The following is a 15914-nucleotide window of genomic DNA, read 5'->3' as shown; positions in this document are numbered from 1 at the left end:
GGGCAGGCTGGGGTGGGGGCCGGTTACGGGCAACCTCGGCGGTGGGGAGCGCGGGCGGCGGCCGTCGTGGTTGGATGCGGTCGTAGCGTGGAACACCGACCCGGGGCGCCGGGCCCGTGACGCGGGAGCGGACACGGGAGCGGACGCGGGACTTGAGCGGACGACGACGGCAGGGACGAACGTGAGGATCTTCCACCGGGCACGGCACCGGCCGTCCGCCACCTGGCGGCAGACGACCGATCGGGCATTCACGCTGATCGGCGACGGACGCTACGAGGACGCCGGCGCGCTGCTGGTGATGGCGGCCGACCTGGAACCGTGGCTGTCGGACTCGTGGTTCAACCTGGCGCTGCTGCACAAGTTCCGCCGCGACTGGGAGCAGGCCCGGGCCGCCGGGCTGCGGGCGGTGGCGCTGCTGGACCGCGAGCAGGGCGCCCCCGACTGGTGGAACCTCGGCATCACCGCGACCGCGCTCCAGGACTGGCCGCTGGCCCGCCGGGCCTGGCAGGCGTACGGGCTGCGGCTGCCGGGCGGCCCGAACGCGCACGGCGACGGCCCGGTCAGCCTGGACCTGGGCACCACCCCGGTGCGGCTCTCCCCGGAGGGCGAGTCCGAGGTGGTCTGGGGCCGACGGCTGGACCCGGCCCGGATCGAGGTGCTGTCGATCCCGCTGCCGTCCTCCGGCAGACGCTGGGGCGAGGTGGTGCTGCACGACGGCGCCCCGCACGGGGAGCGGGTCACCGACGGGGTGGCGTACCCGGTGTTCGACGAGATCGAGCTGTGGGCGCCGTCACCGGTGCCGACCTACGTGGTGCTGCTCCAGGCGGCGACCGAGGCGGACCGGGACGCGCTGGAGCGGCTGGTCGCGGACGCCGGCTACGCGGCCGAGGACTGGACGTCCTCGGTGCGGCTGCTGTGCCGGGCCTGTTCGGAGAGCCGGATGGCCACGGACGACGGGCACACCGCCCACCACGACCCGCACGACGACGGGGACGCCGCGCACCCGGGCCACCTCAGCCATCTCAGTCCGGGCGCGGGCGGGATGTCCTGGCTGGCCGAACGCGAGTGCGGGATCGCCGCGCCCGCGCACCTGGTGCGGACCCTGCTGGACCGCTGGGCGGCGGCCGCCCCCGGGACCCGGGCGTACCGGGATCTCGAAGAGGTCTGCTGAGTACCCTGGTGAGGTACGCGTAGACCTATGGAAGCGGAAGACATGGCCGAGCAGCACGACCACGAGCACGAGCACGACGTGGAGGGGGCGGCGCCCGAGGCGCCCGTGAAGGTGGTCGGATCGGAGCCGGACCTGACCAAGGGCACCGCGCGTCCGATCACGGTCTTCGGCAACCCCGTGCTGCACCGTGAGGTGAAGGACGTGACCGCCTTCGACGGCGAGCTGTCCGCACTGATCGACGACATGTTCCAGTCGATGTACGCGGCGGAGGGCGTGGGCCTGGCCGCCAACCAGATCGGTGTCGACCTCAAGGTCTTCGTCTACGACTGCCCGGACGACGAGGGCGTGCGCCACATCGGGCACATGATCAACCCGGTGCTGGAGGAGTTCCCCAAGGACCGCCAGCGGGTCCTGGACGACGGCAACGAGGGCTGCCTGTCGGTGCCGACCGCCTACGCCGAGCTGCCCCGCCCCGAGTACGCCGCGGTGACCGGCCAGGACAAGGACGGCAACCCGATCCGCGTCGAGGGCACCGGCTTCTTCGCCCGCTGCCTCCAGCACGAGACCGACCACCTGTACGGCTTCCTCTACATCGACAAGCTGTCGAAGCGCGACCGCAAGGACGCGCTGAAGCAGATGGGCGAGGGCACGCCGCGCTACGCGACCGTCCCGAACGTGTAGTCGGAGCGCGGGAGCCGGCGAAGGCCGGTGCGGGCAGAGCGCCCGCACCGGCCTTCGTGCCTTTTGTGGTGCCCTAGGTTGTGACGAACAGCCACTCCGGGCCATAGGTGAAGTGGGGGCTGGCGGGGAGCTTGACGGCGTTGATCTTCTGGGCGGTGCGGCGCAAGTCACCCATCAGGCCGATGGCCGGGAAGATGTCCGCCGCGCTGGGGCTCCAGGCGTCCTCCAGGGCTCGCAGCATGTCGCTGTACTGCTGGTTGAAGGTGTGCAGCAGGTCCGCGGTGGTGGCGTCGGGCTCGTTGCCGGGGGAGTTGACCCAGCCGCCCTGGGGGACCCGGCCGACCGGGGAGGTGTCCGGCAGTGGCACGTCGGGGCCGACGAAGTCGAACTTCCCGTCCTGTCCGGTGGGGACGAACTTCTTGCCGACGGCGATCTCCTTGAACGCGTAGTAGTGGGCGAGTTCGCCCGGGGTACCGGGAAAGGGGTTCTCCGGGGAGGCGTCGGTGCCCTCGCCCTGGCTCTGGATGATGTGGATGGCGCCCAGGACGTCGTCGATGGTGTTCATCGCGACGATGTTGTTGCCGGCACCGTGGCCCGACCCGAGCGGGAAGGTCACCTGCTGGCGCCCGGTGAGCAGGTCGGCGAACTTGGGGAAGACATTGGCGATGCGCTGGTAGAAGGCGCCGATGGTGTTGCCGTCCGCTGCGAAGCCGAGCGGGTTCTCGGGCTTCTCGATGTCGGCGAAGAGCGCGGCGGACTCCCGGGTCAGCCCGCTGAGGAACACCTCCAGGCCGGGGTTCACGCCGCCGGGCAGCTCACCCGGGTACTTCGGGACTGTGAGCGGGTCGGTGAGGACGACCGTGCCGCCGATGCTGGTGAGCATGTTGCAGACCAGGCCGAAGTGCGACATCTCGTCGAAGACGATCTCGCGGATGGTGTGCCGGACCGGCTTGTTGTTGTCCGGGTCGGTGATCGACCAGAGGGCGGTGGCGTAGGGCGGGATGGTGGAGAGCTCCAGCATGATCGCCCGTTGGAGCGCGTCCTTCAGCTCCTGCTCCGTCCAGTCGTCCTCGGCGATGTTCATGAGCTGGACGATCGCGTCGCTCTCGTAGTCCAGGATTCCGCTCGTCACGGTGAGCCCCTTTCGTTCGGCCGTGGGGCGGACCGTAGTCGGGGGCGGGTCGTGTACGGACGCATGTCGCCGGTGCGGCCCGGGAGTTCATCCGGACGGGCGGCGTGAGGGGTCGTCGGGTGCGAAAGAGGCGCCCCCGTCCGGCGGCCCGGGCGGGGGCGCGTGCCTCAGGCGGCCGCCTCGGCGGAGATGTGGCACCAGACGAACTTGCCGATGCCGCCGGCGCGGGGGCAGCAGCCCCACTGGGCGGCCAACTCGTGGACGAGGAGCAGCCCTCGGCCGGCCTCGTCGGAGTCCGAGGCGTCGCGGAGGGCGGGCTTCTCACTGTCGGCGTCGTGGACCTCGATGCGGAGGAGGCTGTCGGCGAGGCCGAAGCGGATCTGGATCAGGCGCCCCCGGGCCGTGCGGGCGTGCTGGACGGAGTTGGTGACCAGCTCGGAGAGCAGCAACTCGCCGGTCGGGAGCAGGTTTTCGCTGTCGGGGTGGTCGGCGAGGAAGGAGCGCAGCTCCCGGCGGGCCGCGCCGGGGGACTTCCGGTGGCGGGGGAGCCAGCAGGTGTGTTCGGCGGGGGAGGGGGGAGTGGCGGAGACGGTTTCAGGCATGGCGGGGCCACCTCCGAGGGGCGTGGGGTGAAGACGGCTGAAGAAGGCATGGGAATGCCCGGGTGCCGAGCCGCCATGATCACCTTGTGTCATATGGCGGACTACGTTGAGTGGCATGCTCCTGGCGACTTCTAAGGTGCAAGTCCCCACTTTGGAAGTGATCAAAGATTGTTGACGGATGGCAGGGGAGGGCAGACTGGCAGATCACAGAAGTGGGGAGGTCGCGACGGTGCCCGTGAACCGGAATCCGACCGTTCGGCAGCGGCGGCTGGCCCGAACGCTCAAGGAGATGCGGACAGAAGCGGATCTGACGATCGCCCAGTCGGCCAGGCAACTTGCCTGCGCCGAGAGCAAGATCAGCCGAATCGAGGCCGCGCAGTCGGGTATCCGTCTGGTGGATCTTCGGCTGCTGCTTGATCTGTACGGGGTAGCGGAGCCGGCGACGCGAAGTCGGCTGGAGGCCCTATCGCGCGAGGGGCGTCTGCGCGGATGGTGGGATCGGTACTCGGACACACTGTCGCCGCTCTATGCCGACTTCATCGCGCTGGAATCCGATGCGTCGGACATGTACAGCATCCAGACGTTTCTGGTGCCGGGGCTGCTGCAGACGGAGGACTACACGCGCGCGGTGGTCCGTGCCCAGATAGAGGATGCGACTCCGGAGCAGGTCGAGCGGCTCACGAAGGTTCGTCAGGAGCGACGTGCAGTACTGACGCGGGAGGCTCCACTGCGGATGTGGGTAGTCCTCTCGGAATCCGTGCTGAAACACCGGATCGGTGGCCGGTCGGTCATGCGGGAACAGCTCGATTTCCTGGTGGCGAGTGCCGATCAGCCGAACATCAACATCCAGGTCCTGCCGGAGGAGTCTGACGTTCATGCCGCGCTCTTCGGACCTGTCGCGATCCTGAGCTTCCCCGAAGCGACGGAGACGGACGTGGTCTACGTCGACAGTCTCCTCAGCACGCTCTACATCGAGGAGCCGGAGGAAGTGTTCAAGTACACCAACCTGTTCCGCCGTGCCCTGGCGGAATCGCTGCCGCGCACCGAATCGGTCGCACTCATCGAGCGCGCAAAGGACAAGGTCTAGAAATGGCGAGTATGTTCCTGCTGTCTGCGTCCGCTGCCGGACTTGGGTGGCACAAGTCGTCCTACTCGGGTGCGCAGAGCGACTGCGTTGAGGTAGCGGAGGTCGTTCCCGCCATGATCGTCGGAGCTGGTTGGCGCAAGAGCAGTTACAGCGCCCAGGCGAACGACTGTGTGGAGACCGGGCCTTTGGTGCTGGGCGGTATGGCAGTCCGTGACTCCAAGGACCCGGACGGGCCCGCGCTGATGTTCCCCGCGGATGCGTGGGCAGCCTTCGTGGGAGCGGTAAGGGGCGGGGAGTTTCCGACCGGCTGAAACGACAGAGGTGCCCCGCACGGGCTGTGGCCGTGCGGGGCACCTCTATCAGTTCTTCTGCTTCTTAGAAGTCGTCGTCGAAGGCGACCGAGCCCTCGACCGCGACCTGGTACGCCGACACCCGGCGCTCGAAGAAGTTGGTCAGCTCCTGCACGTTCTGGAGCTCCATGAAGCCGAACGGGTTCGTCGATCCGTAGCGGATCGGCATCCCCAGGCGCGCCAGACGCTGGTCGGCCACCGCCTGGAGGTACTCCCGCATCGACGCGGTGTTCATGCCGGGCAGACCCTCGCCGCACAGGTCCTGGGCGAACTGGAGCTCGGCCTCGACGGCCTCCTCCAGCATCTCCGTCACCTGCTGGGCCATCTTCTCGTCGAAGAGGTCCGGCTCCTCCTCGCGCACGGTGTCGACCACCGACATCGCGAAGTCCATGTGCATGGACTCGTCGCGGAACACCCAGTTGGTCCCGGTCGCGAGACCGTGCAGCAGACCCCGGCTCCGGAACCAGTACACGTACGCGAAGGCGCCGTAGAAGAACAGCCCCTCGACACACGCCGCGAAGCAGATCAGGTTCAGCAGGAACGCCCGCCGGTCGTCCTTGCTCTGCAGCGAGTCGATGTGGTCGACCGCGTTCATGTACTTGAAGCAGAACTGGGCCTTCTGGTGGATCGACGGAATGTTCTCCACCGCCGCGAAGGCCGCGTTGCGGTCCTCCGGGTCCGGAAGGTAGGTGTCCAGCAGCGTCAGGTAGAACTGGACGTGCACCGCCTCCTCGAACAGCTGACGGCTCAGGTACAGCCGCGCCTCCGGGGAGTTGATGTGCTTGTACAGGCTCAGCACCACGTTGTTGGAGACGATCGAGTCACCGGTCGCGAAGAACGCGACCAGCCGGCCGATCATGTGCCGCTCGCCCTCACTCAGCTTCGCCAGGTCGGCGACGTCCGAGTGCAGGTCCACCTCCTCCACCGTCCAGGTGTTCTTGATGGCGTCGCGGTACCGGTCGTAGAACGACGGGTAGCGCATCGGGCGCAGCGTCAGCTCGAAGCCGGGGTCGAGCAGCATCTTCTCGCGGTCGTCTGACATTACTGGCACGCCTCGCAGGACTCGGGGTTCTCCAGGGAGCAGGCCAGCGCGGCCTCTTCCTCGGGGGTGAGGGTCGGGGTACCGACCGGGATCGTGTCGGCCGTCACCGGCACCGGCGCGGCGGTACGGGCGGCGCCCGAGGCGGCCTGGGCGATCCGGGTGGCCGGGCGCGAGCGCAGGTAGTAGGTGGTCTTCAGACCGACCTTCCACGCGTAGGCGTACATCGAGCTGAGCTTGCCGATGGTCGGCGCGGCCATGAACAGGTTCAGCGACTGGCTCTGGTCGATGTACGGCATCCGGGCGGCGGCCAGGTCGATCAGCGCGCGCTGCGGCAGCTCCCAGGCGGTGCGGTACAGCGAACGCACCTCGGCGGGCAGCCAGCCGAGCTCCTGCACGGAGCCGTTGGCGTCGCGCAGCGCGTCCCGGGTCTGCTGGTCCCAGACGCCGAGCTCCTTGAGCTCGCGCACCAGGTACGGGTTGACCTGGAGGAACTCGCCGGAGAGGGTCTCGCGCTTGAACAGGTTGGACACCTGCGGCTCGATGCACTCGTAGACGCCGGCGATCGAGGCGATCGTGGCGGTCGGCGCGATCGCCAGCAGCAGCGAGTTGCGCAGGCCGGTCGTGGCGATTCGGGTGCGCAGCGACTCCCAGCGGTCGGCCCACTCGGGCGCGGCGCTCGGGAAGTGGTCGATGTGCAGCTCGCCGCGGGCGGCGCGGGTCTCCTCGTACGCCTCGTGCCGGCCCAGCTGCTCGGCCAGGTCGGCGGAGCGCTCGTAGGCGGTGAGCATGATGCGCTCGGCGATCAGCGTGGAGAGGTTCTTGGCCTCGGCCGAGTCGAAGTCGATCCGCAGCTGGAAGAAGACGTCCTGCAGGCCCATCACGCCGAGGCCGACCGGGCGCCAGCGGGAGTTGGAGGCACCGGCCTCGGGGGTCGGGTAGAAGTTGATGTCCACCACGCGGTCGAGGAAGGTGACGGCGGTGCGCACGGTGGCGTCCAGCCGGTCCCAGTCCATCGCGTTCAGCAGGTCGGCGGCGGTGGCGCCGGCGGCGACGTGGGCGCCGAGGTTGACCGAGCCGAGGTTGCAGACCGCGGTCTCGGAGTCGTCGGTGACCTCCAGGATCTCGGTGCAGAGGTTGGAGCTGTGCACCGTGCGGCCGGGCAGCGCGGTCTGGTTGGCGGCGCGGTTGGAGGCGTCCTTGAAGGTCATCCACCCGTTGCCGGTCTGCGCCAGGGTGCGCATCATCCGGGCGTAGAGGGTCTGCGCGGGGATGGTGCGGACGGCCTTGCCGGCCAGCTCGGCCTTCAGGTACGCCTCGTCGAACTCGGCGCCCCACAGGTCGACCAGCTCGGGGACGTCGGCGGGGGAGAACAGCGACCAGTCGGCGTTGGCGTTGACCCGGCGCATGAACTCGTCCGGGATCCAGTGCGCCAGGTTCAGGTTGTGGGTGCGGCGCGCCTCCTCACCGGTGTTGTCGCGCAGCTCGAGGAACTCCTCGATGTCCGCGTGCCAGGTCTCCAGGTAGACACAGGCCGCGCCCTTGCGGCGGCCGCCCTGGTTGACGGCGGCGACCGAGGAGTCGAGGGTGCGCAGGAACGGCACGATGCCGTTGGACTTGCCGTTGGTGCCGCGGATCAGCGAGCCGCGGGAGCGGATCCGGGAGTAGGACAGGCCGATGCCGCCGGCGTGCTTGGACAGCCGGGCGATCTGCGCGTAGCGGGAGTAGATCGAGTCCAGGTTGTCCAGCGGCGAGTCCAGCAGGTAGCAGCTGGACATCTGCGGGTGCCGGGTGCCGGAGTTGAAGAGGGTCGGCGAGGAGGTCAGGTACTCCAGCCGGCTCATCAGGCGGTACAGCTCGGCCACCTCGCGCACCGACTGCTCGGTGTCGCCGACCGCCAGGCCACAGGCGACACGGAGCAGGAAGTGCTGCGGGGTCTCGACGACCTTGCGGGTGATCGGGTGGCGCAGCAGGTAGCGGCTCTGGACGGTGCGCAGACCGAAGTACTCGAAGCGGTCGTCGCCCTTGGCGTCGATCAGCGCGTCCAGGGTGGCGGTGTGCTTGGCGACGAAGGCGGCGGTGGTGTCACCGATCAGGCCCTCGGCGTGGCCGACGGCGATCGAGCTGGAGAACGAGACCACCTGCTGGGTGGCCGCCTCGTCGACGATCTCCAGCGCGAGCAGTCGGGCCGCGAGCTTGGAGTACTGCGGGTCCTCGGCGATCATCGACGCGGCGGCGTCGACGGCCAGTCCGCGCAGCTCGGCGAAGTCCGAGCCGGCGTGCCGGCCGCGGAGCGCGGCGGCGGCGACATGACCGGGGTCCACCTGGGGGAGGTCGGCGCTGCGGTCGGTGAGAAGGCGCAGGAGCGCACCGCCGGGATCGGCGACCGTCGGGTCGGCGGGGACGGAGCTGGAACCCTGGGCGGGCAGGACGACTGAGGCAGCGGTGGTCAAGGCGCTTCTCTCCTGGCGGCGGTCGACGGCGGTGGATCGGGGGCCGGGCCGTTCGGGCAGGGGAGTACGCCGCGCGGGCCCGTGGGCGTCGCGCGCGATTCGTCCCCGGCCCGCCCGCGAGGCCCGGAAGTGGTGCTGGTGCGCATGGCCTCTGCGGGGAGGCGCCGGCACGCCGTCGGCAGGTACTCGGACTCGCGGGCTCCCTGGGGAGGCGGCCGCACACCGCTGCGGGGCAGTCCCGGATTCGCACCGGGTTCCCCTGCTTCGACAGCAGGAGTGAGCATACATCTAGTGGCGCTCGTCCGACGAAGCCCCACATGTAGTGTCGCGAGGCTGCGTGTCGTGGGTCGGTTGCGATAGGCTGCGGGGGCTTTCGGCGCCCCTCAGAGCGGCCTGTGCCACTCCTGGGCGGGCTTGGCGGCGCACAGCCGCATCCGCACCTGGGGGCCGTTCCCGGTGCCCGTGGGGCCGGTCGCGGGGTTCTCCAGACACTTCCCGGAGTCCTCGTTGATCAGCTGCCCGCCGTCGGTGGCGCGCCACCGCTGGTCGGGTCTGCGGGTGCAGCCGGTGAGGACCGGGAACCCGAGGTCCGGGTCCTCCAGACAGCGTCCGGCCTGGCCGACCGAGCCGTCCTCGCCCATGGTCCAGCTCTGCGCCGGGGAGCCGTCGCAGGTGGCGGCGCCGACCGCGGCCGGGTCGCCGGCCACCCGGCTGTCCAGGCAGTAGCCGGGCACCGCGGAGGTGACCGCGCCGCTGGGACGGCCCGCGGCGACCTCGAACGAGAACGCGTCGGTGCCGAGGCCCGCGCCGCCCTCCCAGATCTCGAAGCCGGCCTGGACGGCGCACAGGTACGAGCCGGCCGGCACGTAGCCGCGCTGGACCGCGTCGCGGGTGAAGGCGCGCAGGTCGAGGTCGGTGACGACATTGGTGGCGGAGGCCGCCTCGTAGGTGATCAGGGTGTGGCTGCTCTTCTTCGGCGCCTCGTACACCCGGTAGGCCTGGCCGCCGCTGCGCAGCTCACCGGACTGCTTGCCGAACGGCGAGGTGCCGTTGCCGCGCAGCCAGATCATCACCTCGGCGCTCTCGGTGAACGAGCAGCTGCCCCGGGTGGTGCTGTACCAGAGGTCGTAGGAGGCGTTCCAGACGCCGCCGTCCACCTGGGTGGTGCGCCAGGTGCTGGTCGCGTACCGCAGGTTGTCGACGGCGATGGGCAGCGGGCTGACGCCGTCGTTGCCGAGCGGGGTGCTGATGTGGGGGTAGGCGCCGGGACCGCGGGCCGGGTCGGTGAGGTTGCCCCGGGCGACGGCGCTGCGGGTGACGGCGAAGGCGGCGCTGTCGTTGCCGCCGTGCACGCACAGGCCGCCGGTGGCGTTCCACTCGTTGGGATTGATGACGTAGCGCCCGGAGTCCACCGGCTGCGAGGGGTAGCGGTTCTGCGCGGTGGAGCACAGTTCGCCGGGCTCGGGAGAGGTCAGCGGCGGCGGGGGCGGGGCGACGGCGGCGGTCGAGGGGGCGCTCTCGCGCGGGATCAGCACGGCGCACAGGCAGAGCACCAGAAGGGCGGTGGGCGCGAGCCACCACCAGGCGCGCGGCCGGGGACGCCCGGGGCCGGGCAGGAACGGGCGGACCATGCTCTTCGCCTCCCAACGGGGTACTGGTGTTCGGTGTACGGGCCGGCCGGTGCCCCGGCGGCCTCCTGCGGGCGGACGGGCCCGCGGTCGGTCGAGGCTATCCGGCGGCGCCCGACGGGGAGCTCCGGGGCTTGGTGGTGGCCGGCTTCCGGCTCGGGGCGGTGGACCCGGACGGCTTGGTGCCGGTCCCGCCGGTCGGCTTGGCGCTCGGCGAGGGCACCGCCGGGGCCGGGGCCGAGGGCGTGGCGGCGGGCGGCGTGGTGGGCGGCGGCACGGTGAGCAGCGGCTGCGAGCGGACGGTCCACTGCCCGGCGTACCGGGGCGCGGCGACCCCGGCGGCGTACGCCGCGCTGGCCGCGGTGGACGCGGTGACCCGCCAGTCGACCTCCTTGACCGCCTCGTACCAGATCAGGCCGATGATGTCCGGGTGCCGGGGCAACTGCTCGAACATCTCGGTGATCCAGCGGGCCTTCTGGCCGGAGCTGTCGGTGGCGGCGGTCTCGGTGATCACCACGGGCTTCGGGCTGAAGGTCCGCAGCTTCTTCAGCGTCGGCTCGAAGATCTGCTCGAAGGAGGCGTACTTCTCCAGGCCGACGGTGCCGTAGTAGCCGGACAGGCCGATCCAGTCGACGTAGTCGTCACCGGGGTAGAGCGAGTCCAGCGAGGTGGCGTTCTCGTAGTCGATGTTCGGGCTCCACACCCAGACCACCTTGTCGGCGCCGGCCTGCCGGAAGAGGTCGTGGACGTGCTTCCAGGCCTGCACGTACTGGCCGCGGCGGTTGCCGTTGGCCTGCTCGGCCCACGGGTACCAGTAGCCGTTCATCTCGTGGGCGAAGCGCAGGGCGATCGGGTAGCCGAGGCTCTTGACGCCCTCCGCCCACTGCTTGATGTAGGGGTCGAACTCGCCGCCGATGATGCGGCTCAGCGCGTAGTCGGGCTGTTCGCCGCGGAGCTTGTCGACCTTGGACTCCTTGTGGAAGTCCCAGGGCTCCCAGGCGACCATCGGCATGATGCCGCGTTCGGCCACGGTGTCGAAGACCCGGCGGTCGAACCGCTTGTCCCACCAGCCGACGGAGAACTCCAGCACGTTCGGCCGGTGCTTCACGGCGGTGGCGAACTCCTCGACCGGGTCGAGGTCGTAGGGGCCGGCCTTGGTCATGAGGCCCATGAAGGCGCCGCCGGGTGCCGGGAACGGGGCCGCGGCCGGTTCGACCGGTGCCGGGGCGGGGCTGCCCGTGTCCTCGCCGCCCGTCGGGGCGGGCGTGGGGACGGGCGTCGCGACGGGTGTGTCGGTGGGAGCCGCGGTGGCGGCGGCGGTCGGGGCCGGTGCCGCCAGGGCGGCGACCAGCCAGTCCGGCATCGCCGTCGGCGCCTTGCCGGAGAAGGCGTACGGCTCGGGCGCGTGGCGGGCGTTGTACTTCGGCGCCAGCACGAAGGCGTAGCTGGCCAGCAGCGCGAGCGCGAGCAGGCCGACGATCCTGGGCACGGTGATCCGCAGCATCAGCGACCGCCCTTCCGGCCGCCGCCGGCCGGGGCCGGCTCCAGCAGTTCCGCGAGTTCCCGCTCGGGGCCCGTCCCGGGGCCTCCCGCGGCTGTTCCGTCCTCGTCCGGTCCGACGGGCTCGGCCTCGTCGCCGGCGTCGTCCATGCCCTTGAGGGCCTCGAGGGCATGGTCGCCGGCGTCGTCGGAGCGGCGCGGGGCGGGCAGTCCGGCGGCGGCCCGGCGCTCGGCCCGGGCGACCCGGCGCGCGCTGACGAAGGAGATGACCGGCGGCGCGATGCCGGTGAACATGCTGACGCCCGCCCAGAACCGCAGCAGCCAGATGCCGTGGTGCAGGGCGAAGCTCGCGGCGAGCAGCCCGGCCGCGACGGCGGCCCACAGCAGGTGCAGCCGGAAGGTCGACAGCCGCTCGGCACTGCGCAGGTCGCCCTTGGCGGTCACCGCGTAGGCCAGCGGGCGGCGCAGCAGCGCGGCGATCGCGGCCGCGAGGTACACCGGTCCGGCGAACAGGGCCAGGCCCATGCCGGCCATGCCGATCTCGCGCCGCTCGTGGGCGGCCAGGTTGAAGCGCCGCAGCCAGAGCCAGAGCAGGAACCAGCTGCCCATGCTGGCACCCCAGAGCGAGCCCCAGAGCACGGTGTCGAGCTGGATCGAGGTGATTCCGCAGGCCAGGTAGACGGCGGTGGCGAGGCTGCCCAGGACGGTGGTCACGGCCACGCTGGGGTAGTAGAACTGGACCAGTCCGTACAGCACCCGCTGGCGCGTCCGCAGCCGGATGCCCTTGCGCAGCCGGGTCTTCAGCAGGATCTCCCAGATGCCGAACGCCCAGCGCTTCTGCTGGTTGAAGTAGTCGGTCCAGGAGGTCGGGCCCTCGCCCACGGCCAGTACGTCGGGGGTGTAGACGCCCTTCCAGCGGCGTCCGGTGGCCGGGTTCTCGGTGGCCTGCACCCGCATGCTGGTCAGGTGGTCCTCGATGATCGAGTCCTGGTAGCCGCCGATCTGCTGCCAGGCGGCGGGCCGGTAGAGGTGGTTGGTGCCGATCAGCAGCGGGGCGTCCATGCCGTTGCCGCCGCGCTCGACCAGGCCGGAGAAGAGGTACTGCTGCACGGAGGCGCCGTGCGCGACCCAGTTGTCGTACATGTTGCCGTACACCTGGGGGGCGACCACGAAGGCGGTGTCGGGGTCGCGGAAGTAGCCGAGGGTGCGTTCCAGGAAGCACGGCAGGGGGACGTGGTCCGGGTCCATCTGGGCCACCACGTCGTACTTGTGCTCGTGCTCGGCCCGCCAGGAGTTGTGGTTGCCGGACTTGGTCTTCGCCCGGAACTCGCCCTCGGTCCGGTTGTACTCGGGACGGCCCTTGCGGCTGAAGTGGTGCACGCCGAGCCGGGCGGCCATCGCCTTCACCCGGTCGTCGTCGCCCTCGTCGAGGATCCAGACGTCGACCTCGCCGTCGTACTCGATCTCCAGCATGGCCGCGAGGGTCTGCTCGACGATCTCGATCGGCTCCTTGGACGGCACGATGGTGGTGAGCACCGCGACCTTGAGGCCGGGCCGGGCGGTCACGGGTATCGGGTCCTTGGCGCGGAAGGCGAACACCCAGACCGCGAGGTTCTGGACGAGCCGCACCAGTTCGACGGTGACCACGGCGCAGAAGCAGAGCCGGGCGACATTGACCCGCCAGTCCGGGGACCAGCCGACGCCCGGCCCGGGTATGTGCGAGGGCAGCAGCAGCCAGCCGACGAACACCAGGCCGGCCACCGCGTTCAGGGCGACCAGCAGGGTCAGGACGACCTTGACGCCGAGCGAGGAGACGGCGCGGTAGCGGACGGTGTCGACGCTCTCGCCGTCCTGCAGCGGGCCGGTGGCCTCGGCACAGGCCAGGTAGTTGCGCCGGGCCGAGGCGTTGCGGGACTGGCTGCGGGTCGCGCGCCGCTCGTGCGGGGCCTCGGGGAGGAGCCTGCTGTGGCGCCCTCGTCCGCGCCGGCCGCCGCTGGTCGTCGTCCGTTCGTCGGTGGAGTCCACCAGCCCAATCCCCCGTTGTGGGCCGTCCCGCGGTCGGGGCGGCTTCGGTTGTCCTCGTTCTGGCCGGTGCGTTCGTGGTGCCCGCCGTGTGGGCGACGGGCCCGGTGGCCCCGCCGTGTGGGCGGCGGGCCCGATGGCCGCTAGTGAGCATAAGGGCACCCCCCGGTGACGGGTCACCGGGGGGCGGGGACATCGTCCGGACGCTGTTCGTCCGGATGTTTCCGAATCAGGGGGTGATCTTCACCGAGTTGGCGATCTGGTCCATCAGCGTCAGGGCCGGGGCCTCGGTGGCCTGGTCGAGGCAGATCTGCAGCACCGGCACGGTGGTGGCGCCGGCCGTCGGGGTCACCTCGAGGACGCCGCAGTAGGCGTCGGGGGTCGAGGAGCCGCTGGACATCGGCACGTGCCAGAGCGCCAGGTAGCCGTCCATGCCCTGGATCTTGACGGCGGACTGCTTCAGCGGCTCGGGCGGCGTGGGCGCGTCGGAGCCGAAGCGGGTGTTGTAGAGCAGCTGGCCCATGCCGAGGACCATGGACTTCGGGTCGGCCCAGCCGCCGTTGAAGACCCGGAGGTTCTGGACCACCAGGCCGCGGGTGCAGGCACCGCTGCCGTGGCCGACGCAGGCGTACGGGGAGACCGCGTAGCGCACGTCGGTGGGGTTCTTGGCGTCGCTCTGGACCTGCCAGTCGGCCGGCAGCAGGAAGTTCATCTTCGACTCCTGGCCGGTCACCGGCTTCCCGCCGGGGTACTGCTGACCGCCGGTCAGGGTGGCGCCCATGAAGCCGTTGGGGCTCTTGGGGTCGGCGGTGGTGGTCGGGCTCGCGCCGGCGCCGGCCTGCTTGGCGGTGCCCTTGTCGGCGGTCCGGTTGCCGACGACGTAGCCGGCGCCGGCCATGACCACGGAGAGCAGCACGGCGCCGACGCCGAGCAGCAGCTTGCGGCGGCCGGTGTTGGGCTCGACGGTCTCGAACACGACGGAGGTCGGCGTGAACGGCTGCGGCGCGGCCGGCGCGGCGGCGGGCGTGACCACCGTGGGGGTCGCGGAGACCGAGGGGGCGGGACCGAACGCGCCCGGCGCGCTCTGGCCGGCGGCGCCGCCGGTCCCGGAGCTCACCGTCGCGGCGTCGGCCGCGGACTTCGGCCGGGTGCGGCCGCTCCACGCGGAACCGTCCCACCAGCGTTCCGTATTGGGCTGGCCGGAAGGATCGTCGTACCAGCCAGCCGGCGTGTTCCCCGTCGTCATGCGGCGGATCCTAGCAGCGCCCAAATCCGATCGTCATACCCGATGGTGGATCGCAACCTCGGCCTCGGAAGTCGGCCGGTCGGCGTCGGCCGGACGCTCAGAACGCCATGCTGTAGACCATCAGATCGATACCCGGCACCGGGGACCAGTCCCGCTCGGGGGCGCGACCGAAGCCGACCCGCTCGTAGATCCGGTGGGCGGTGGTCATCGCCGGCTGGGTGGAGAACGCCATCCCGGTCAGGCCGAGTTCGCGGCTGCGGGCGAGCGCGGCGCGGACCAGGGCCTCGCCGACGCCGCGCCCGCGGGCGGCCGCCGCGGTCGCCAGCATCCGGATCTCGCCCTCCTCGGGGGTGGCGATGTCCGCCCAGGTGGTGCCGCCGGCGGCGAAGGTGACGCAGCCGAGGACGGTGCCGGCGGCCGAGTCGACCGCGACCAGGAGTTCGGCCTCCTCGGCCCGGCGGGCCGCGTCGCGCAGCCGGTGGACGTAGTCGCCGTCGGGTGCGGTGTGGCCGTCGCCGACGAAGGCCTCGACGGTTATGCGGCCGGCTTCCTCGAACTCCTCGGGCCGGGCCGGGCGGATGACGATGTCCATTCGGCCAGTCTGCCGGAGCCGCCGGGGAGGACGGTGAGCGGGGGCCCGGCATCGGCGCCGGTGGGGGAGGTGGCGGTGGTCGGGGCGGCGGTGCGGACGGGGTCGGTGGCGGGGTCGGCGGACGGGCGGAGCGAGGCGGCGGGCATGGTGCCGTGGAGCCGGTCGGGCAGGGCGGGGTCGACGGGGTAGCCCCCCTGACGGTGCCAGTTGTCGCGTCCGGTGGCCTTCTGCGCGGCCACCTCGCGTCCGATCAGGGCACCGAGCAGGCCGAATCCGCCGACCGTCCCGAGCAGGGCCAGTGCGCTGGCGAGCGTGTCGGAATCCATGTCTCCACTCTCCCGTCGGCGCCGGTGCCGGACGAGTGGCAGGAATGCCCGAATGCATCGAAAAACTGCCAACGCCGGGGCTACC

At 71.1% G+C, this 15914-nt stretch carries 14 protein-coding genes and 1 riboswitch; of the genes, 4 read left to right on the top strand and 10 right to left on the bottom strand.

Translation table 11 applies throughout. The features are described 5' to 3' along the window. Positions 1 to 181 precede the first annotated feature (181 nt). Both ADK60_RS23780 and def read left to right on the top strand, forming a co-directional pair. Positions 182 to 1171 carry a tetratricopeptide repeat protein gene (locus ADK60_RS23780; RefSeq protein ID WP_045939107.1) on the top strand — a complete coding sequence of 330 codons (990 nt, stop codon included), beginning with the start codon at positions 182 to 184 and terminating at the stop codon, positions 1169 to 1171. 42 nt (positions 1172 to 1213) lie between these two features. Further along, on the top strand, positions 1214 to 1852 hold the full coding sequence (gene def / locus ADK60_RS23775; protein WP_078896337.1) for a peptide deformylase: 639 nt from the start codon (positions 1214 to 1216) through the stop codon (positions 1850 to 1852). Positions 1853 to 1925: 73 nt separating this feature from the next. Here def and ADK60_RS23770 read toward each other — a convergent pair whose 3' ends face one another. Further along, the gene (locus tag ADK60_RS23770) at positions 1926 to 2984 is read right to left on the bottom strand and encodes a ferritin-like domain-containing protein (protein ID WP_053648766.1); all 1059 of its coding nucleotides are present in this window, start codon (positions 2982 to 2984) and stop codon (positions 1926 to 1928) included. Between the two features lie 167 nt (positions 2985 to 3151). Further along, positions 3152 to 3586 (bottom strand): ATP-binding protein, encoded by a 435-nt coding sequence (locus ADK60_RS23765; protein ID WP_045939108.1) that lies wholly within the window; start codon positions 3584 to 3586, stop codon positions 3152 to 3154. Positions 3587 to 3815: 229 nt separating this feature from the next. Here ADK60_RS23765 and ADK60_RS23760 point away from each other — a divergent pair, with 229 nt between their 5' ends. Beyond that, positions 3816 to 4673: a helix-turn-helix domain-containing protein gene (locus ADK60_RS23760; protein ID WP_045939109.1), complete on the top strand. Its 858-nt coding sequence runs from the start codon at positions 3816 to 3818 to the stop codon at positions 4671 to 4673. Positions 4674 to 4675: 2 nt separating this feature from the next. Further along, complete coding sequence (locus ADK60_RS23755; RefSeq protein ID WP_353651770.1) at positions 4676 to 4984, top strand: DUF397 domain-containing protein; 309 nt, start codon at positions 4676 to 4678, stop codon at positions 4982 to 4984. 64 nt (positions 4985 to 5048) lie between these two features. Here the strand turns inward: ADK60_RS23755 and ADK60_RS23750 are convergent, their stop codons facing one another. The 8 genes from ADK60_RS23750 to ADK60_RS23715 all read right to left on the bottom strand — a co-directional run bounded on the left by ADK60_RS23750 (position 5049) and on the right by ADK60_RS23715 (position 15829). Then, complete coding sequence (locus ADK60_RS23750; RefSeq protein WP_053648764.1) at positions 5049 to 6065, bottom strand: ribonucleotide-diphosphate reductase subunit beta; 1017 nt, start codon at positions 6063 to 6065, stop codon at positions 5049 to 5051. Beyond that, positions 6065 to 8515, bottom strand: coding sequence for a ribonucleoside-diphosphate reductase subunit alpha (locus ADK60_RS23745; protein ID WP_502687450.1), 2451 nt, complete (start codon positions 8513 to 8515; stop codon positions 6065 to 6067). Before ADK60_RS23745 ends, ADK60_RS23750 begins: the two co-directional genes overlap by 1 nt. Before the next feature lie 160 nt (positions 8516 to 8675). Then, a riboswitch (cobalamin riboswitch) is annotated at positions 8676 to 8837 on the bottom strand. Positions 8838 to 8898: 61 nt separating this feature from the next. Beyond that, on the bottom strand, positions 8899 to 10146 hold the full coding sequence (locus tag ADK60_RS23740) for a GH12 family glycosyl hydrolase domain-containing protein (protein ID WP_053648762.1): 1248 nt from the start codon (positions 10144 to 10146) through the stop codon (positions 8899 to 8901). A gap of 97 nt (positions 10147 to 10243) precedes the next feature. After that, positions 10244 to 11647 (bottom strand): glycoside hydrolase family 26 protein, encoded by a 1404-nt coding sequence (locus tag ADK60_RS23735; protein ID WP_053648760.1) that lies wholly within the window; start codon positions 11645 to 11647, stop codon positions 10244 to 10246. Then, the gene (locus ADK60_RS23730; protein ID WP_053648759.1) at positions 11647 to 13668 is read right to left on the bottom strand and encodes a glycosyltransferase family 2 protein; all 2022 of its coding nucleotides are present in this window, start codon (positions 13666 to 13668) and stop codon (positions 11647 to 11649) included. Before ADK60_RS23730 ends, ADK60_RS23735 begins: the two co-directional genes overlap by 1 nt. 226 nt (positions 13669 to 13894) lie before the next feature. After that, positions 13895 to 14911, bottom strand: a complete 1017-nt coding sequence (locus ADK60_RS23725; RefSeq protein ID WP_053648757.1) for a DUF2510 domain-containing protein — start codon at positions 14909 to 14911, stop codon at positions 13895 to 13897. Positions 14912 to 15008: 97 nt separating this feature from the next. Further along, complete coding sequence (locus ADK60_RS23720) at positions 15009 to 15503, bottom strand: GNAT family N-acetyltransferase (protein WP_053648755.1); 495 nt, start codon at positions 15501 to 15503, stop codon at positions 15009 to 15011. Continuing rightward, positions 15446 to 15829, bottom strand: a complete 384-nt coding sequence (locus ADK60_RS23715) for a hypothetical protein (protein ID WP_053648753.1) — start codon at positions 15827 to 15829, stop codon at positions 15446 to 15448. Before ADK60_RS23715 ends, ADK60_RS23720 begins: the two co-directional genes overlap by 58 nt. Between the last annotated feature and the right edge of the window lie 85 nt (positions 15830 to 15914).

This window comes from Streptomyces sp. XY431, from assembly GCF_001279805.1.
In the GTDB taxonomy this organism is placed as follows: Bacteria; Actinomycetota; Actinomycetes; order Streptomycetales; family Streptomycetaceae; genus Kitasatospora; species Kitasatospora purpeofusca.
Note: the sequence above shows the minus strand (reverse complement) of the source record. Positions and strands in the feature narration are given on the sequence as shown.